General features: G+C 43.1%; 12 protein-coding genes. 5 read left to right on the forward strand and 7 right to left on the reverse strand.

From position 1 onward, the window contains the following. Window positions 1-225: 225 nt before the first annotated feature. Window positions 226-849 (forward strand): tetratricopeptide repeat protein, encoded by a 624-nt coding sequence (locus tag ISX59_RS16345; RefSeq protein ID WP_053873557.1) that lies wholly within the window; start codon window positions 226-228, stop codon window positions 847-849. A gap of 649 nt (window positions 850-1,498) precedes the next feature. Here ISX59_RS16345 and aroB read toward each other — a convergent pair. Next, the gene (gene aroB / locus ISX59_RS16350; RefSeq protein ID WP_122200386.1) at window positions 1,499-2,560 is read right to left on the reverse strand and encodes a 3-dehydroquinate synthase; all 1,062 of its coding nucleotides are present in this window, start codon (window positions 2,558-2,560) and stop codon (window positions 1,499-1,501) included. Window positions 2,561-2,696: 136 nt separating this feature from the next. Between aroB and ISX59_RS16355 the strand changes: the two genes are divergently transcribed. The 3 genes from ISX59_RS16355 (at window position 2,697) to cls (ending at window position 7,682) form a co-directional block, all read left to right on the forward strand. Next, window positions 2,697-3,101 (forward strand): hypothetical protein, encoded by a 405-nt coding sequence (locus ISX59_RS16355; RefSeq protein WP_005810481.1) that lies wholly within the window; start codon window positions 2,697-2,699, stop codon window positions 3,099-3,101. Window positions 3,102-3,173: 72 nt separating this feature from the next. Beyond that, window positions 3,174-6,086, forward strand: a complete 2,913-nt coding sequence (locus tag ISX59_RS16360; protein ID WP_220576072.1) for a TonB-dependent receptor — start codon at window positions 3,174-3,176, stop codon at window positions 6,084-6,086. Window positions 6,087-6,242: 156 nt separating this feature from the next. Beyond that, window positions 6,243-7,682 (forward strand): cardiolipin synthase, encoded by a 1,440-nt coding sequence (gene cls / locus ISX59_RS16365; protein ID WP_005810475.1) that lies wholly within the window; start codon window positions 6,243-6,245, stop codon window positions 7,680-7,682. Between the two features lie 17 nt (window positions 7,683-7,699). Here the strand turns inward: cls and ISX59_RS16370 are convergent, their stop codons facing one another. Genes ISX59_RS16370 through ISX59_RS16380 form a run of 3 tightly spaced genes read right to left on the reverse strand, consistent with a single transcriptional unit; the run spans window position 7,700 to window position 9,709 of the window. Next, a complete protein-coding gene (locus tag ISX59_RS16370) occupies window positions 7,700-8,233 on the reverse strand; it encodes an RsmD family RNA methyltransferase (protein WP_032529912.1) in 534 nt (177 codons plus the stop codon). Further along, window positions 8,224-9,018 (reverse strand): DUF3822 family protein, encoded by a 795-nt coding sequence (locus ISX59_RS16375; RefSeq protein ID WP_005810471.1) that lies wholly within the window; start codon window positions 9,016-9,018, stop codon window positions 8,224-8,226. The genes ISX59_RS16370 and ISX59_RS16375 overlap by 10 nt, the downstream gene beginning before the upstream one ends. Before the next feature lie 7 nt (window positions 9,019-9,025). Then, on the reverse strand, window positions 9,026-9,709 hold the full coding sequence (locus ISX59_RS16380) for a hypothetical protein (RefSeq protein WP_005810469.1): 684 nt from the start codon (window positions 9,707-9,709) through the stop codon (window positions 9,026-9,028). A 96-nt stretch (window positions 9,710-9,805) separates the two neighbouring features. On the opposite strand from ISX59_RS16380, the gene ISX59_RS16385 reads away from it, so the two are divergent. After that, the gene (locus ISX59_RS16385) at window positions 9,806-11,224 is read left to right on the forward strand and encodes an ATP-dependent RecD-like DNA helicase (RefSeq protein WP_032539586.1); all 1,419 of its coding nucleotides are present in this window, start codon (window positions 9,806-9,808) and stop codon (window positions 11,222-11,224) included. Between the two features lie 96 nt (window positions 11,225-11,320). Here the strand turns inward: ISX59_RS16385 and ISX59_RS16390 are convergent, their stop codons facing one another. The 3 genes from ISX59_RS16390 to ISX59_RS16400 form a co-directional block, all read right to left on the reverse strand. Further along, a complete protein-coding gene (locus ISX59_RS16390) occupies window positions 11,321-13,054 on the reverse strand; it encodes a SusD/RagB family nutrient-binding outer membrane lipoprotein (RefSeq protein ID WP_220576073.1) in 1,734 nt (577 codons plus the stop codon). 21 nt (window positions 13,055-13,075) lie between these two features. Continuing rightward, complete coding sequence (locus tag ISX59_RS16395; RefSeq protein WP_005810462.1) at window positions 13,076-16,492, reverse strand: SusC/RagA family TonB-linked outer membrane protein; 3,417 nt, start codon at window positions 16,490-16,492, stop codon at window positions 13,076-13,078. A 330-nt stretch (window positions 16,493-16,822) separates the two neighbouring features. After that, a complete protein-coding gene (locus tag ISX59_RS16400; RefSeq protein WP_005810459.1) occupies window positions 16,823-19,093 on the reverse strand; it encodes a GH92 family glycosyl hydrolase in 2,271 nt (756 codons plus the stop codon). Between the last annotated feature and the right edge of the window lie 148 nt (window positions 19,094-19,241).

The following is a 19,241-nucleotide window of genomic DNA, read 5'->3' on the forward strand; positions in this document are numbered from 1 at the left end:
ATTAACTTCTAACGTGTGTTTATTAACCATAAATTAACAGAAGTGGTTTTCAATTTCTTCGTTATACGACCGAATAGAATATTGAAAACATGAGAAAAATAAAATTATTTAGCAACAATCGTTTAATACGTGATGGACCAATTCCTTTGCTTTAATGTTTATGTTTCGTTCTAAACGAGATATGCAGTGATAATTTAAAAAGTATAAATCTAAAAATATAAAATTATGATAATAGAAACGTCAAAAGCCTATGGTGTTACAGTTGGTCGTTGTGAGAGTAGGTTGTTTAATCTCATCAAGAATACGGATACAGACCCGGAGGCAGCTTTCAAGTTAGGAATGATGTATTTGAAAGGGCAAAACGTGGAGCAAAATACGCATAAGGCAATGTTTTATTTAAACCAAGCAAGGAATTTAGGGCATGATAAAGCAGACATTACATTTGCGTATCTTTATAAGTATGGAGCTCCCGATTTAGAGAAAGACCCTTTGGAGGCTGCTGAGTTTTTTAGGTGTGCGGCATTGTTTTCTAAAGATGGATTTAAGGAACTTGCATTCGTTGACGAGGATGCATTGTGGGAAGCTTTTAATCTATTTCTTTATGGTGGGGAATCAAGAAAACCATTGTGTGTGCGGTCTGCCTTGAGTGTATTATCTGATTTGAGGGAAAAAAGGAGCCCGTATGCGTTGTATTTAACAGGGGAGATTTACCATAAAGGGTTATATGGTGAAACCGTAGATTTGGAAGTAGCCTATAAATTTTATCATGAAGCTGCTGAACGTGGAAGTAAGGAGGCAGAGGAAGTTCTTGGTGAGGGATATTTTTATCCTTCTTTGTATGGCAAATAAATACAAATGGAATGATTGGGAGAAGTTTTTGGATGAATTTGCACCAATTTGTCCGAAAACTTTAATCAAATTTTATTCGCATGTAAAAAATAAGGAGTTAAGTATTTGCTTAACTCCTTGATTTATATTGCATTGTAATATTTCTAATCTTTGCTCATTTCATTACCCCCAGACGCGTACTCTACCGGGCTGAGCTACATCCCGAATTGCGAGTGCAAAAGTAGAATTTTATTTTTAATAAGCAAAATATTCGGATGATTTATTTCTCCTTTATAGCATTTTTCATGCTCAGAGAGTAGAGTCTTTGGGTGAAACGATCCATTAACATTGTTAATCTGAATATGAGATAATAAAACTCTTCTTTGCAAAAGATTTGTTTCTTGACGTTAGAGAACAAGTCTTTTATTCCCCAAACCTTTGTTTTAACATTGTGTTAAAACAAAGGTTTGGGGAACAGATCACTATCCATTTAAATGATTAGTTAATAATGCATTATGCTAATATTTCCTGATACCCCTTGGGATTGTAAAGGCGGGTGGTCATTCGTATTAGTTGTGATTTTCGCAACCTGCCGATTCGTCTTATGCTTCTTATGTGGTACTTCATTTATTCATGATCGGAAGTGGATACCTCTGTCACGATGCCTGCTTTACATACCCATGCACTCCCGGTAGAAGTCGAACATTTCGAAAATAGTATCTTTGTCCGTTGTCTGGTTGATACTGATATCGCCGATTTCTTTCAGAAGCGTGAAGTTTATGACACCTGCATTGTTTTTCTTATCATGCTGCATGAATCCGTATAGGCGTTCGTACTGTTTGCAGTCGAACGTGAAAGCGCCATAATTATCTTTTATGAATTGGATGGTCTGACGCATCTTGTCTTTCGGAAAACCGGTTTTTAAATGTGACAGATAGAGTTCGCAAACAATTCCCCAGGCTACGGCGTACCCGTGGAGGACCGGACGGTTCTCGGCAAGAGCCAGGCTTTCAAAAGCATGTCCTACGGTATGTCCCAAATTCAACACTTTGCGGATACCGTGTTCAAACGGGTCTTGCTCTACTATGTCTTCTTTTACTTGTACGGAACGTCCCACCAACTCTTTCAGGTATCGATAGTCCATCTTTTCTGTATCGAATGCGAGTAGTTCCGCCCAGTGAGCAGTGTTACTGATCAGTCCGTGTTTCAGCATTTCGGCATAGCCGGAAAAGAAATTGTGTGCATCGAGTGTACGGAGGAACTCTGTTTCGATTAATACACTGGATGCCGGTGCAAAGGCACCTATCTCGTTTTTCAACCCGTTAAAATTGATTCCGGTCTTTCCGCCTACAGAAGCGTCTACCATCGCCAGCAGGGTAGTGGGAATATTGATGTAAGCGATGCCGCGTTTGAATGTGGCAGCGGCAAATCCGCCTAAGTCAGTCACCATTCCACCTCCGAGATTGATAAGGAGTGAGTGGCGGGTAGCACCTTTTTCACTTAACACTTGCCAAACGGAGGCCAGTGTTTCAAGTGTTTTATGAACGTCTTCGGCTCCGATAGTGATTTCAACCGCATCCTTCAGGAACGGCAGATTCATCAGTTGTGACAGACAGAGACGGTGAGTATGATCGTCGGTGAGAATGAACAGGCGGTCGTGTGGGCAGTTTTCGACGGCACGTCCTATACTGCTTTCCAGATTCTCGCAAAGAATGACTTCTTGTTTACTCATAATGGTTCGATGTTTTTTTATATACTGCAAAGATAGGGGTTCGGAGATAAATAGTGAAACTTAGCACTTAAAAATGTAAAACATAGAGTTTCGTTTATGAGAAAAAGCTATCTTTGTGACATTAATTTTAGATAAAATGAAAGCATTATTACCTGTATTCTGCCGTCCGTTAGGATATGTGATTCTTTTTGTATCGTTATTCATTCCGTTCCTGTTAGTGATGCAAGGAATGGTGACAGACAGTAACCTGTTGTTCTATAAGGAATGCACCAAGCTGCTGATGATGTTGGGAGCAGTGATGATTCTCTTTGCTTTATCGCGTAATGAAGGGCGTGAAACGGAGATTATACGGAACAAGGCGACTCGTAACGCCATCTTTTTGACAGTACTTTTTTTATTTGGGGGGATGCTTTATCGGGTAGCAACGGGAGATATCATGACAGTTGATACTTCTTCCTTTCTTATTTTCCTCATTATCAATGTGCTATGTCTTGAGTTTGGTATGAAAAAGGCACAAGTCGATAAAATCTTTAAAAGATAATCGTGTTTAAATTAAACCTTTTGCCTTAAAGGTTGTCAAACAAACGATTGTTATTATTCAACCTACAGGCAAATGAAGAAACTATTGATCTGGATGGTGTTGCTGCTGACAGTTACCCTATCCACTTATGCGCAAAACAAAATTGTAACCGTATCGGGACGTGTAATAGAGGCCGGTACGAAAGAACCGGTCGAACTCGCTGCCGTGCAGTTATTATCTCTCCCCGACAGTGCTCAGGTAGCGGGTATGACCACTTCAGCACAAGGCTACTTCTCTTTATCCAAGCAGAAACCGGGAAAATATCTGCTTAAAGTATCTTTTATCGGATACATCACAAAAGTTATCCCCGTTCAGTTAACGGCTAATGTTCCTGCCAAAAAGATGGGAAATATCGAATTGGCAACCGATGCTGTTATGCTTAAAGAAGCAGTTGTGGTGGCCGAAGCTCCGCAGGTGACGGTAGTAGAAGATACGTTGATGTATAATTCCAGTGCTTATCGTACGCCTGAGGGTGCTATGTTGGAGGAGTTGGTTAAGAAGCTTCCGGGTGCTGAAATAGATGATGATGGTAATGTCAAAATCAATGGGAAAGAACTGAAAAAAATTATGGTCGACGGTAAGGAATTCTTTGGTGGAGACGTAAAGACCGGTTTAAAGAATCTTCCTGTAGACATGGTCGATAAGCTGAAAACTTATGATAAAAAATCAGATTTGGCACGTGTGACGGGTATTGACGATGGCGAAGAGGAAACGGTGCTTGACCTGACCGTGAAGAAAGGAATGAATCAAGGATGGTTTGGCAATGCAGATCTGGGAGCCGGTACTAAGGACCGTTATACCGGACGAATGATGTTGAATCGCTTTATTGATAATACTCAGTTTTCGATTATTGGTTCGGCAAACAATGTAAACGATCAGGGTTTCTCCGGTGGAGGTGGAGGGCCGCGCTGGCGGAGCAACAATGGCTTGAATGCCACTAAAATGTTAGGAGCTACCTTTGCCACTCAGACCAACAAGATTGAACTGGGAGGTAGTGTACGTTATAATTTCCAGGATGGAGATATTTCGAGTATCAACTCTTCCGAACGCTTCCTTCAGAATGGTAATTCATATTCTAATTCGAATAATAAGAACCGGAATAAGGGGACAAATGTGAATGCCGACTTCCGTATGGAGTGGAAACCAGATACGCTGACAAATATTATTTTTCGCCCGAATTTTTCTTATGGAAGAACCAACAATGCTTCTCTTTCGGAGTCGGGAACCTTTAATGAAGATCCTTTCAATCTGGTGGCAAATCCGAATGATTATCTGAATTTTGACAATCTTTCCGATGATCCGCTGAAAGATATCCGTGTAAATGCTACCAACAGTGCTTCGCTGTCCAAGGGGAATAGTCTGTCGGGAAATGCCACTTTGCAGGTTAACCGGAAATTGAATAATAAAGGACGTAACCTGACTTTCCGTGGGGTTTTCGGTTATGGTGATAATGATAACGACCAATATACGCAATCCGAAACACGTTATTACCAATTGTTGAATCATTTGGGGGGTGACTCCATCTTGTATCGTAATCAGTATATTACAACTCCTACACACAATTATAACTATACGGCACAAGTGACTTATAGCGAACCGATTGCAAAGGCTACTTTCTTACAATTCAGCTACCAGTTCCAGTACAAATACAGTAAAAGTGACAAGACCACATTCGATTTACTGGATTATCCCGATTGGACTATCGGGGGGACCCTTCCTTCCGGATACGAAGCTCATGCAGTGGACAGCTTGAGTAAGAATGCCGAATATCGTTACTATAACCATGATGCTTCAGTGGGTTTACGCTTCATTCGTCAGAAGTATCAGTTGAATGTAGGTATGTCTTTCCAGCCGCAGAATTCCACTTTGTCCTATAAAAAGGGAGACTATATGATCGATACGACACGTACTGTGTTTAACTTTGCACCGAATATGGATTTACGCTTCCGTTTCTCAAAGGTGAGTCAGTTGCGCTTTACCTACCGGGGACGTAGCAGTCAACCTACTATGGAGAATCTGTTACCTATAACCGACAACTCAAACCCATTGAATATCCGTATGGGTAATCCCGGGTTGAAACCTTCTTTTGCACATACGATGCGTTTATTCTACAATACATACAATGCAGAGAAACAGCGTGGAATTATGACCCATTTCAGCTTTACTGCTACACAGAACAGTATCAGCAATAGTACTCGTTATAATGAAGAAACCGGTGGTTTGATTACGCGTCCGGAAAATATTAACGGTAACTGGAATGCTTTTGGTTTGTTCGGTTTCAATACAGCTTTGAGGAACAAGAAGTATACGATTAATACTTTTACCAACATCAATTATCAGAATAATGTAGCGTTCCTCTACAATCAGGATACGAAAAACAATGATAGAAATACAAGTACCGGTTTGATGTTGGGCGAGAGGGTTACAGGCTCTTATCGTAATGACTGGTTCGAGTTTTCGTTGAATGGTTCAATCAATTATACAGCAGAACGTAATAGACTCCGTCCGGAGAATAATCAGGAACCTTATACATATTCTTATGGGGCAAGTACCAATATAACGATGCCCTGGAAGATGACCTTGGCTACTAACATCACTAATCAAAGCCGTCGTGGTTATCGTGATTCGAGTATGAATCGTAATGAACTGATCTGGAATGCACAACTTGCGCAGTCGTTGCTGAAAGGTGCAGGTACTATCAGTTTTGAAGTATATGATATCCTTAGGCAGCAGAGCAACATCAGCCGTTCGTTGACAGCCGATATGCGTTCGGTATCCGAATATAATGGTATCAATAGTTACTGTATGGTACACTTCATTTATCGCCTGAATATCTTTGGTAGTAAAGCGGCCCGTGAAAAGATGATGAATAGCGGCGGACGTAGAGGATTTGGCGGACCCGGCAGAGGTCCCGGCGGTTTTGGAGGCGGACGTCCTCATTTTTAATAAAAGACTAACCTGATAACTCCCTCCGGATAGATTGCAAAATCTCTTTAATTTTGCATCTGTTCGGAGGGATTGTCGTTTTGAATCGGGACAGTTGTTGTCCGTATCCGATATTTTCCATACATTTGTTGTTTGTATAATACGCGGAGGGTGAATATGATAGATTGGAACTACATAGCAAGCGTAATAGCTACCGTTGCTTTTGATATTATTTATTTCGGGGCTATTATCGGTACGATTGTCATCGTGATTCTCGACAATCGTAATCCGGTAAAGACAATGGCATGGATTCTGATCCTTATGTTCCTTCCGGTTGTAGGGTTGGTTTTCTATTTCTTTTTCGGGCGCAGCCAGCGGCGTGAGAAGATTATCGGTAAGAAAAGTTACAATCGATTACTCAAAAAGCCGATGGCAGAGTATCTGGCACAGAACTGCTGTGAAACGCCGAAAGAATATGCCCGTCTGATACAACTGTTTCAGAACACGAACCAAGCCTTTCCGTTCGAAGGAAACCGGGTGGATATTTATACTGGCGGATATTCTAAACTTCAGGCTTTATTGCGAGAGCTGCAAAAGGCCAGATTCCATATTCATATGGAATATTATATCTTTGAAGATGATCCGGTGGGGCGTCTGGTGCGTGATGTATTGATAGAGAAGGCACGCGAGGGAGTTGAGGTACGTGTGATTTATGATGATGTAGGGTGCTGGCACGTTCCTCATAGATTCTTTGAAGAGATGCGTGATGCCGGAATTGAGGTGCGGAGTTTTCTGAAAGTACGTTTTCCCCTATTTACGAGTAAGGTCAACTATCGTAATCACCGAAAGATTGTAGTGATAGACGGTCGTATCGGATTTGTAGGAGGAATGAATCTTGCCGAACGTTATATGCGCGGTTTCTCTTGGGGAATTTGGCGGGATACGCATATAATGCTTGAAGGAAAGGCCGTACATGGTCTGCAGACTGCCTTTTTGCTGGATTGGTATTTTGTAGATCGTACCTTGATTACGGCTTCACGTTATTTTCCTAAGATAGAGGCCTGTGGCAACTCTTTGGTACAGATTGTAACGAGTGAACCGATTGGACCTTGGAAAGAAATCATGCAGGGATTGACGGTTGCCATATCCGGTGCCAAGAAATATTTCTATATGCAGACTCCTTACTTCCTGCCTACCGAACAGATACTGGTTGCTATGCAGACTGCGGCATTAGCCGGGGTAGATGTCAGGTTGATGTTGCCTGAACATGCAGACAACCGAGTGACGCACTTAGGTTCCTGTTCTTATCTGGCAGATGCTTTGCGGGCAGGAGTCAAGGTCTATTTTTATAAAAAGGGATTCCTGCATTCCAAATTGATGGTTTCAGATGATATGCTTTCAACCGTGGGGTCTACCAATCTCGATTTTCGCAGTTTCGAACACAATTTCGAAGTAAATGCCTTTATGTACGATATGGAGACTGCCCTACAGATGCGGGAGATCTTTTTACAGGATCAACGGGAAAGTACCCAGATCTTCTTGAAGAACTGGGAGAAGCGTTCCTGGAGGCAGAAAGCGATGGAGTCCGTAGTCCGTTTGCTCGCTCCTTTGCTGTAAAGTGTATCTTCTGCAGTTTATCTGAAAAAAGAGAAGTTTACACTACCGTATACTCTTCTTTCAATGAAATGGGGATTATCCTCAAAGTTATTCTTTTTGCCATGCTCCAGGACAAAAAGTCCGTTTTCTTTCAACATATTGTTTTCGAAAACCAGATCCGGGATTGTTTCCAGTTCTTTCAGTTCATAAGGAGGGTCGGCAAAAATAAAGTCGAATTGCTCATGACTGCCATTAATGAATTTGAATACATCTCCACGTATAGGCAGGCATTTATCCGTCTGCACTTCCTTCATTATTTTACTGATAAAAGCATGATGGGCACCATCTTTCTCTACACTGATTACACGGTCGCAACCGCGCGACACCAGTTCAATGCTGATGCTGCCTGTACCGGCAAAGAGGTCAAGGGCAACAATGCCGTCTTCGAAGTCCATGTAGTTGGATAAAACGTTAAACAGATTTTCTTTGGCAAAATCTGTTGTGGGACGTGCTTTGAATGTTCTGGGCACATCAAATCTTCTTCTTTTATATATTCCGCTGATTACTCGCATGTTAATAAGGCTTGCATGTCAATATTGCTTGCAGGGTTCATTATGAATACTTGTTGAATGTATTTACGTAATTCCTGCGTTAGTTTCTCTTTATCGTCAAATACACCTGTCAGGTGAAGTTCGTCTCGCTCCTGGTCGAAATTCAGTTGTTTCCAAAGATAGAGGAGATAGTAGATTCGGTCATCTGTTTTGCGACATTCAAATGAATTGGCAAGAAGCAGATGTCCGCGTTCGTAACAGAAAAAGTCGATGGCATTGTGGCGGATAGAGGCATATATCTTTTTACTGTTGCCTAATCTGCTTTTTGTTGAAAAATATTCTGCTAATGGGGCTGCCTGTGAATAAAATCTTGCCTCAGGGTAGTGATCGGACAAGAATTGATAAGTGCTTTTGTCCATACCGAAGATGACTACGGCATTATTCTTTTTTAAAATATTGTATTTTATTGTTTCATTTTCTTTGGGAGTGTGGTTGTGGTAGAATACCATTTCGGACTGATCATCCTCAAACAGTTCAAGGGGGATTAGTGTGAAACGTTTGTCCGCCATCAGGATGTTTACCCGTTTGTAAGTATGATTCAGAAAGTTTAATTCACGAAAAGCCTTTTTGAGGTTGGCTGTAAGAGATAATGAAGGCTCGACCTCTTTCTCAAAGAAAGAGAGCGAACTATCGTGAATCGGATTGTAGATAGAAAAAGAAAATCCATCCGTACTAAGACGGATGGACAATGTATATTGTTCCGATTTACTAAAGTCAATCGTTTCTGCAATTGCTCTATCGGGCATATTCGGATTATTCCCAGTTACCTGCGCCGTTGTTCGGAGTGTCAATAGAACCTACCATCAAGCCTGGATATTTACCCAGTTTGGTTTGAACATCTTTCAAGTTTGCGATTTCTTGCTTGTCAAGTCCGTTCAAGTATACATCATACGGAGTATTAGCCTGGAACAGGAAGATAGGAGCTCCTGATTTAGTTGTATCGTTTCTGGTGTACATTTCAAACTGTGCACCGCCACCGAACGGAACGTATCTCAAAGAGTCTGCATTGAATGACTTATCGTAGATAGTATCTGTTACGGCAACCCATATTGTATCACGTTTGAAGCCCATCAAGCCGGCAGCTTCAACTTCTTTCCAGTTGTTAGTCTTTTTAGCCTTGTTGATCATAGCCATAGCTTTCTTTTCAGTCATACCGTCTTCCAGCTGCTTGTCGCTCAATACGCCTTCTTTAGATACGAAAGGAATCTTTTGTGTCTTAACGAAATCGATCAGTGTGTCAAAGCTTGCAGTGTACTGCTTGTAGATATTACGATATTCTGCCTGAGCTTTACGAATATCGATCAAGCGGGCAACAACTGCTTTGTCTCTGTGCTTTTTAGCATTTTCGAAGTTGATAGGACCCATGATGCTGGCATAGCAAATGTAAACCAAAGCAATTACGCATAGACCTAGTACGATATTAAATACTGTTTTCATGATAAATATGTTTTTTTTAGTTTATATTCGTAGCGCAAAAATAAAATAAATAAATCTAATTAACGATAGTTCTTGTAACTTTTTTCTCGTACAAAAATGATAAATAACTATTTAGAGCGGCAAATTAAGGAAAATTTTTCTTATCAGCCAACTTTTGAGCAAGAAATAGCTGTAAAATCTCTTTCAGAGTTTCTACTTTCTACGGCTAATGAGACGGTTTTTGTGCTTCGTGGATATGCAGGAACCGGAAAGACTTCTCTTGTCGGAGCCTTGGTGAAAGCGATGGATAAGTTACAACAGAAATCAGTATTGCTGGCGCCTACGGGGAGGGCAGCTAAGGTATTTTCTGCTTACGCGGGACATCCGGCTTTTACCATTCATAAAAAGATATACAGACAGCAGGCATTTTCGAATGAAGTAAGTAATTTTTCAATCAATGATAATCTTACCACCCATACATTATATATTGTAGATGAAGCTTCCATGATTTCGAATGAAGGTTTGTCGGGATCTATGTTTGGTACGGGGCGGCTTTTGGATGATCTGGTCGAGTTTGTTTATTCCGGTGCAGGATGCCGTTTGCTGTTGATGGGAGATACAGCCCAGCTGCCTCCGGTAGGGGAAGAGCAAAGTCCTGCACTTGTTACAGAGGCATTGAAAGGATACGGACTGAATGTGACAGAGGTCGATCTGACACAAGTGGTGCGTCAGGTACAGGCATCTGGTATATTATGGAATGCGACTCAAATACGCCGGTTAATTGCTGAAGAGGAGTGTTACTCGTTGCCTAAGATAAAAGTGAGTGGATTTCCGGATATAAAGGTAGTACCCGGTGACGAGCTGATTGAGACCCTGACCGGATGTTACGAAAAAGATGGCATGGACGAGACGATTGTGGTATGTCGTTCCAATAAGCGGGCCAATATATATAATAAAGGTATACGTGCCCAGATTCTTTACCGGGAAGATGAACTGAATACGGGTGATTTGCTAATGATAGCGAAGAATAATTATTACTGGACTGAGAGGTATAAAGAAATGGATTTCATAGCGAACGGAGAGATTGCCGTGGTTCGCCGGGTGAGACGTACTCGTGAACTGTATGGTTTTCGGTTTGCCGAAGTGGTTCTTTCATTCCCGGATTATAATGATTTTGAAATTGAAGCAAACTTGTTGCTGGATACACTCCATTCGGATGCCCCTGCCTTGCCCAAAACAGAAAATGACCGGCTTTTTTATTCCGTACTTGAGGACTATGCGGATATTACTGTCAAGCGGGAGCGAATGAAAAAGATGAAAGCAGATCCGCATTACAATGCTTTGCAGGTAAAGTATGCTTATGCAGTGACTTGCCATAAGGCACAGGGCGGGCAGTGGCAGAATGTTTTTCTCGATCAGGGGTATATGTCGGATGAATATCTGACGCCGGATTATTTCCGCTGGCTATATACAGCTTTCACACGTGCATCGAAGACACTCTATTTGGTGAATTATCCGAAAGAACAAATAGAGTGACAGGAGTATACATAAAAACAGGGAACCCATCTCGGGCTCCCTGTTTCTCTTGTGTAACCTAATCTATTGTCAGTGCATGAATATTAATCTCGTTGTTTAGCGGAAATTGTTTGGAGTAACGTAATTGCCTCCATCATCATTGGTGTCGGCTACGTCCCACCATAAACGAGTTCCTTGTGTATCTACATCTTTCGGACGGTTCGGGTTGGACACTTCGCTATCCGGGTATCTCAGGCGTTTGATGAACTTGCCGTTTGCGACTTCACCCCCTGAGTTGTTGTCTCCTTTAGGTGTTTTCATGTAGCGGGGATAGTCTGTACGGCGGAACTCTGCCCACCCTTCATTGCCATTCGGATATACGGCAATCCATTTCTGGGTGATGATCTGCTCCAGTTGTGCTTCTCTGTCACCACTCTTGAAAGCTTGTAATCCTTTCAGTCCTTCCATATACTTGTTGATCTTCTCCTGACCTTCTTCGTCAGCGCCAATCTGATAGTAGTTGAAGGAAGCTTCGATGCCTTCCTTATATAATTCTTCAGCTGTTCCATTTGCACCTGCCCATCCGCGGAGAGCGGCTTCTGCCCGAAGGAATAAACTCTCGGAGTAACCCAGCCATACAATTTCACGTGCGTAGCACCACCAATGTTTACGGTCGAGTTTCTTCTGGTCTTGCTTGATGAATACGCGACTCGGAGAATAAGTGGTTGTATAGCTACCTCCCAATGAAGTTTCACCATTTTCACAACCATTGAAATCTTTCGTCATATCCTCTTTGGGTTCGGTTAGATTAAGATTTTCAAGGGCAGTCGGTCTCCACCACAAGATTTCGCAACGCGGGTCGAGAATGGTGGATTGTTCTTTGTAAGCTCTTTCCATTTCTTTGGATAACACTACGTTGGCACTCCAGTTGTACAGAAGTGTGTAGATGTTTTCGTTGCCACCCGTTATGTATGAATACTTGGGAGTCTGCTTCATGTTGTCGTCATCGTTTTGCATCAATCCGGCAGGATCAGTCATTGCTTTCTCACCCTGTTCTTTAGCCAGTTGAGGATCTACATTCGATACACGCAGTGCCAATCGTAAGCGAAGGGTATTGGCAAAACGAAGCCATTTGTCTTTGTCACCTCCAAAGCACTTATCGTTTTCACCCAAGCTGTATTGTGCGGCAGATGGGGTGTTATGGAGTGCAGTGATGGCTTGGTCGAGCATCTTAAAGATGACGTCATATACATCTTTCTGATCCATATACTTCACATTTTCGTCTGTAGGCATTGCACCCTTTACGTAGTATTCCAATGGAATGGCTCCATAAGTGTCTGTCTGCATAGAGATCAAGAATGCGTAGTAGATGCGGGTGATATAGAATGCGTTATGATAGCGTTCCTTTCCACAGAACCAGAATGTTTTGATCAACTGGCTGTACTCTTCTACTGTACGATTATCGTAGAAGTGTTCCCAACGTTTTTTGGACCATCCGTCGTTATATCCGTAAGTAGGTGAGTTGGTTACGAATCCGCTGACATTGTTTGCAAAGTAAGCGGCGTAGATGTCATGGGTCAGATTGGTAGTAACCTGATAGTCGTTATACACTCCTTCGTAAGTTAGGTTGGCAAATACTGAACCGATGGCACTTTCCGTTCCTTGAAGGCTTTTCAGCGCGCTTGGTGTCAGTTCGTAGTCAATATCGATTCCGTCGGGGGTGGCACCGATTATTTCCGGATCGTATACCGGCGCATAGGGGTCGGTATTCATTTCTTCGAAATCATTACATGCAGCCAGTCCTAAGAGGAGGGTGCACATGGCAAGTGATTTATATATTTTGAATTTCATACTATATCTTTATTTATAAAATTAGAAACCAAGGTTAACTGAGAATCCGAATGTACGGGTATAAGGTACGGCCATAAAGTCGATGGCCTGTGAGAACATGGTCGTATCGTAACCACCTTCAGGACTTGTTCCCGGAGTGTGTTTCAACAGATAAGCCAGGTTGCGTGCCACGAATGATACATTCAGCGAGTTGATCGGTGTCTTTTTCAACATGCTTTTAGGGAACGTATAGCCGATAGCCAATTCTTTCAGTTTGATGAAAGAAGCGTCATAGATAAAGTCTTCCGCGTTCAAAGCACCGTAATAGTTGGAAGCTGAAATCTTTTGGGTATTCGGCGTTCCGTCTTCATATACTCCGGGGAATATCATCATGAAGTTGTCGCTTTCACCACGATTCATGGTACGTTTGGCCATACCTGAGCCTGTAGCGTTCATTTCAGAAATAGAGATGATGTCACCGCCGAATTTCATATCGAACATGGCCGATAGTGTAAAGCCTTTGTAGGTGAATGACGGAGATACGGACATCAGCAAGTTGGGTTGGATATTTCCGATGGGTTTTGCCAGGCGTTCGTCAGCGTCAGTAGTAGTCATAGGCAGACCGTTTTCTTTGTTGATGATGATGTTGCCCTGTTCGTCACGTTTGTAAAGGGTCTTAGCATAAATTTCACCCAGTTTATGACCCGGACGTGCACCTACGTTGATCGGGAAGTTTGAGTCACCGTTGAAGTAGATGTAATCTACACCTTCAGCCAGTTTCTCTACGTTCGATACGTTTTTGGCCAGATTGACATTTAAGTCGAAAGAGAAGTCTTTCAGTTGTACCGGTGTCGAGTAAATCATCATTTCGAAACCTTTGTTGGTAATTAAACCTGCATTTACCCATTTCCCGCCACTCCAAGGAGCTGCGGCAGGCACTTTCATGATCTGGTTTTTCGTACGGCTGTAATAATAGGTAAAGTCAAATCCCAGACGGTTGTTGAGGAACTTCATATCCAGACCTGCTTCGTAGGATGAAGAGATTTCCGGTTTCAGTTGGTCGTTCATCTTCACGTTCGATTTGCTTGGGATCAGTTCACCCTTTTCGAACTTGAATCCGTAGGTGTTATACAGTTGATACGGATCTGTATCCTTACCTACTTGTGCTGCGGACAGACGTACTTTGGCAAAAGTTAACCAGTTTGGTAATGTCTTGTCCAGTGAACGAACAAAATCAGACACGACGAAACTCAAATTGGCAGACGGATAGAAGAAAGAGTTGTTCTTCTTTGGCAGTGTGGACGACCAGTCGTTGCGGGCAGTCAGGTCCAGTGACAGATACTCTTTCCAGGAGAGTTGCAGAGATCCGAAAACAGAGTTAGTAGCACGTTCATGGCCCGTTTCTCCCGCTGTGTTCAGCATATTGGCTGCATTGAAAATCCACTGTCCTTTATCAAGCATATTGCGTACACCGGCATTCAGTGACTCGTAGTTCTGGTACATGAAGTTACCGCCTACAGTGAAGCCCAGACGGAAATTGTCCGTCAATTGTTTGTCACCCATCAATACAATTTCCGCGTTCGATTCGAAGAAGTTCTGTTCTTCACGGTTCATTTCATCGTCTGTGATATCTTTGATACTGCTTTCGCCGTTGATACCGTCACCCGCATTAGTTTCTTCGATTCGGGTACGATAATAGTCGAATGCATACTTGGCGGATAGGTGCAACCAGTCGGTAAAGTTGATTTTCATTCCATAATAACCGAAGGCTCTCCAACGTTCGTCAGAGTTGTGGCGTTGGTTCAGAACGTAATAAGGATTGCGGATACCGGCAGTAGGACCTGTCCAGTTCACGTGTGCATTGTCGGCTGTGGAGTATTGTTTCAGATCGTCCAGACGGATATTGTTAGGAATACCCATCAATTGAGCGATGGCTCCGTATGTACCGAAATAGGGGCGGTCTTCTGCTTTGGTGCGTGAAAGTGAAATCTTTCCATCCATAGAAAGATACTTGTTCATTTCCATTCCGGCATTCAGGTCAAGGTTGATTCGGTTCAGTTTTTCGTTCGGGAATACGCCTTTGTTGTTTGAACTACCAAAAGAAGCGCGGAAATGTGATTTGTCTGTAACGTTACTTACAGATACATTGTGGTTCTGTGCGAAGCCGGTATCGAAATAATCTTTCAGTTTGTTTCCGTATTTGGAGAAAGCATATGTGTCGCCGTTCCAGGCTTTCTGCATGCTTCCGTCCAATACCGGTCCCCAGCTTGAGGAGTCTGTCGGATCATATTTCGCGTAATATTGAGACAGCGGATTCTTGTTCTCATCCTGGGTCACAATGTGTCCCTGTCCATAGCGATCCTGCATCTCGAGGGTTTCGGCTACTTGACTCCAAGTGAAGTTACCGCTATAGCGCACTCCGAAACCGTCTTTCTTGCTGCCTTTCTTAGTAGTAACTAAGATAACACCGTTACCGGCACGTGAACCGTAAAGAGCGGCGGCATTCGGACCTTTCAGTACAGAAATCGATTCGATGTCTTCGGGGTTGATATCGACGGAAGAACCACCGCGGTCAACACCGCCGTAGTAAGTAGCATCCGAGTTATTGTTATCGCTAAACGGCACACCGTCTACAATCCAGAGTGGTTGGTTGTTGTCAGCCAGAGAAGAGTTACCACGAATCGTGATCTTGGTAGAACCGCCAAGACCTGTACCGGCCGTGTTCATTTGCAGACCGGCTACTTTACCTTGCAATGCACTGGTAACCGAAGGGTCTCCGGTCTGGTTCAGTTGGTCACCTTTGATTTCCTGTACGGCGTATCCCAACATTTTCTTTTCACGTTTGATACCTAAAGCTGTCACAACCACTTCACTGATCATCTGGGTATCTTCACTCATGGTTACGTTCAGGATGCTTTCCTTTGCAGGCAGTACTTGTTGTTTGTATCCGATATAGGAGAATACGATTTCAGCTTTCGGATCGTTGACCGTCAGGGTGTATTTACCTTCCAAATCGGTAATGGCTCCTGTGCTGGTACCTTTTACGGATACGTTTACACCGATCAGTGCTTCGCCGTTGGCATCTACAACCGTACCGCTGACCTGCCGTTTGATCGGGGTTTGTGCCGGATCCTGCTGTTTGGCAGCCTGAGACAGATAAACAATGTTATCTTCGATTTTGTATGTCAGGTTTTTGCCTTTAAGTGCAGTGTTCAGCAGTTGTTCCAGACTTACATTCTTTACTTCCAGATTCTCAATCGGCATGTTCGACGATTGATCGTCATAAAAGAATTGATACTTAGATTGGGATTGCACTGTCTTGATCACTTGCCCCAATGTAGTGCGGGGAGTCGAAAATGTGAATTGTGCGAATGACCACTGAATAGGAGCAGCAGCCAAAAGAATAACCAGCGATGCTTTGAGCAGCTTGGGTCTTTGAAACAGAGTTTTGTTTTTCATTGACTATAATTAAATTAATTAGTTAACTTTAAAAACATACAAGGTTTAAGCATGGTATTTATAATATAAATCAAGTGGCTTTTGTGCCCTTGATGTTAATAAAACAAGTATCCCGAAAGAAACACTTACTTCAGTTGCTGACTTTTTTGAGATTTATTTAGGAGGGACTTTCGAAGGGGGCTTTTCTCCCCTTTATTATGGGATGGGGGCGACTCAGTTTAATGAGTAGGAGGATATTCAGCCTAATGAGTAGGGGCATTCCCATTGGGTTGAGTCGATCCACCATTTAAATGGAGGTGGATCGACTGCCTCTAAGACAAGTGGAGTTGCTTATTTCTCTTTTGAGAATGAATACGGAGCGTCTTCTTCGCTAATACCTCTGTTGAGATTAGGCTGTGATCCCATCTTGAACTCAAGGATTCCACCTTTCAGCAAATCGTCGTGCTTCAAATAGTTCCGTGATGATTCCTTTCCATTCATACGGAGCGATTCAATGTACAGGTTTTCTTTACTGTTGTCCGGTGCATCTATCACGAGATTATTGCCGTTCTCAAAATGCAGAGTTGCCTTCTTGAAAAGGGGAGCTCCTAAGACATACTCGTCTGTACCCGGACATACGGGATAAAATCCGAGTGCGGAGAATACGTACCAGGCAGACGTCTGCCCGTTGTCCTCGTCACCGCAATAGCCGTCAGGTCCCGGAGTATACATGCGGTCCATCACCTGACGAAGCCAGTATTGTGCTTTCCAAGGTTGTCCGGCATAGTTATACAGGTAAATCATGTGTTGTATCGGTTGGTTGCCATGCGCATAGTTGCCCATATTCATCACTGTCATTTCACGAATCTCATGAATCACTTGTCCGTAATAACTGTCATCGAACACCGGCGGAACGGCAAATACGGAATCGAGCATTGTGATAAACATCTTTTTACCTCCCATCAGATCGATCAGGCCTTGCGGGTCATGAAATACCGACCAGGAATAATGCCAACTGTTGCCTTCTGTAAAAGCATCACCCCATTTCAGCGGAGAGAACGGTGACTGGAACTGTCCGTTTTCATTGCGGCCACGCATCAGTTTGCTTTTTTTGTCGAATACATTCCGGTAATTCATGGCACGTTTGGCAAACTGTTCGATTTCTTTTTGGGGGCGGTTCAATGCTTTACCCAATTGATAGATACACCAGTCATCATAGGCATACTCCAATGTACGGGCGGTGTTCTCATTGATTTTCACATCATAAGGGACATACCCCAGTTTGTTGTAATATTGATAGCCCAGACGTCCGGTAGAAGAGACCTCCGGATGCACGTTTTTCGTACCGTGAATCAATCCCTCGTACAGGGTCTTCACATCATCTACCTTCACTCCTTTCAGATAAGCATCTGCCAGTACTGATGCCGAATTATTGCCAACCATGCAGCCTCTATGTCCGGGACTTGCCCATTCCGGGAAGAAGCCGCTTTCTTTGTACGTGTTGATGAGTCCCTCCTGTATCTCTTTGTTTACCGAAGGATACATCAGGTTCAGGAATGGGAACAAGCAACGGAATGTATCCCAAAATCCGGTATCGGTGTACATATATCCGGGAAGCACCTGACCGTTGTAGGGACTATAATGAATCGGTTGACCGTCCGCTGTCAGTTCATAGAATTTACGGGGAAACAGGAGAGAACGGTAAAGACAGGAGTAGAATGTACGGTACTGATCCAGATTGCCGCCTTCTACTTCTATTTTGCCCAATACATGATTCCAGGCATCATTCCCTTTCTGTACCAGTTGTTCAAAGGAGTCGTTGCCTAACTCTTGCAGATTCTGAGTCGCTTGTTCGAAACTGATGAACGAAGAGGCTATGCGGGCATGTACGATTTCGCCTTTCCGGGTGCGGAAACCGATGACAGCTCCGGTATGATCGGCTTTCTGTTCCAGACTGCCTTCTTCCAGTTTTTTATCAGCGAAAGTGCCTTTGTAAGAGAAAGGCTTATCGAACTCGATGACAAAGTAATTTTTGAAGTTCTCGGGTACTCCGCCACTGTTACGGGTGGTATAGCCGATGATTTTATTTTCTTCCGGAATTACTTTTACGTAAGAACCCTTGTCGAAAGCATCTACAACAACGTACGAATGCTCGTTTTCGGGAAAAGTGAAGCGGAACAGGACTGCACGCTCCGTCGGGGTCATTTCGGTCACGACATCATGTTCGGCCAAGTATACTTTATAATAGGCCGGAGTGGCAACCTCGCCTTTGTGACTGAACCAACTGGCACGTTTTTCTTCGTCAAACTCCGGTTTGCCTGTTATGGGCATGATGGAGAACTGCCCGTAATCGTTGATCCAAGGACTGGGTTGATGGGTTTGTTTGAATCCCTTGATTTTGTTGGCTGTGTACGTATATTGCCATCCGTCTCCCATCTTACCGGTTTGTGGTGTCCAGAAATTCATTCCCCACGGGCGGGCAATGGCGGGATAAGTGTTCCCGGTTGATAACTCGAAAGAGGACTGTGTTCCCATCAAGGGGTTAACATATTGGGTCCAGTCTTTGGCCTTAGCCATCAATGAGCAAGCTACAAGGCAAGCGGTCAAAAGAATTTTTTTCATGGTGTGAATAAGAGGTCTCGGAGACGTGTCAAATCTTGCCACAGAAGACACAGAGCAAAAGCAAAGTCATGGATGATTCATATGAACACTCCGTGCGACCCTGTGGTGAAAAGGCTTTTGATATAGCTCCGGACCTTTTTTATTAAAT

Origin of the sequence: Bacteroides sp. FSHCM14E1, from assembly GCF_019633785.1 — a bacterium.
In the GTDB taxonomy this organism is placed as follows: domain Bacteria; phylum Bacteroidota; class Bacteroidia; order Bacteroidales; family Bacteroidaceae; genus Bacteroides; species Bacteroides hominis.

Excerpts from the sequence above, each read along its gene's own strand:
- ISX59_RS16385 (WP_032539586.1), top strand. The coding sequence starts at position 9,806 with ATGATAAATAACTATTTAGAGCGGCAAATTAAGGAAAATTTTTCTTAT.
- ISX59_RS16400 (WP_005810459.1), bottom strand. The coding sequence starts at position 19,093 with ATGAAAAAAATTCTTTTGACCGCTTGCCTTGTAGCTTGCTCATTGATG.
- ISX59_RS16395 (WP_005810462.1), bottom strand. The coding sequence starts at position 16,492 with ATGAAAAACAAAACTCTGTTTCAAAGACCCAAGCTGCTCAAAGCATCG.
- ISX59_RS16380 (WP_005810469.1), bottom strand. The coding sequence starts at position 9,709 with ATGAAAACAGTATTTAATATCGTACTAGGTCTATGCGTAATTGCTTTG.
- ISX59_RS16375 (WP_005810471.1), bottom strand. The coding sequence starts at position 9,018 with ATGCCCGATAGAGCAATTGCAGAAACGATTGACTTTAGTAAATCGGAA.
- ISX59_RS16360 (WP_220576072.1), top strand. The coding sequence starts at position 3,174 with ATGAAGAAACTATTGATCTGGATGGTGTTGCTGCTGACAGTTACCCTA.
- ISX59_RS16355 (WP_005810481.1), top strand. The coding sequence starts at position 2,697 with ATGAAAGCATTATTACCTGTATTCTGCCGTCCGTTAGGATATGTGATT.
- ISX59_RS16345 (WP_053873557.1), top strand. The coding sequence starts at position 226 with ATGATAATAGAAACGTCAAAAGCCTATGGTGTTACAGTTGGTCGTTGT.
- ISX59_RS16370 (WP_032529912.1), bottom strand. The coding sequence starts at position 8,233 with ATGCGAGTAATCAGCGGAATATATAAAAGAAGAAGATTTGATGTGCCC.
- cls (WP_005810475.1), top strand. The coding sequence starts at position 6,243 with ATGATAGATTGGAACTACATAGCAAGCGTAATAGCTACCGTTGCTTTT.
- aroB (WP_122200386.1), bottom strand. The coding sequence starts at position 2,560 with ATGAGTAAACAAGAAGTCATTCTTTGCGAGAATCTGGAAAGCAGTATA.
- ISX59_RS16390 (WP_220576073.1), bottom strand. The coding sequence starts at position 13,054 with ATGAAATTCAAAATATATAAATCACTTGCCATGTGCACCCTCCTCTTA.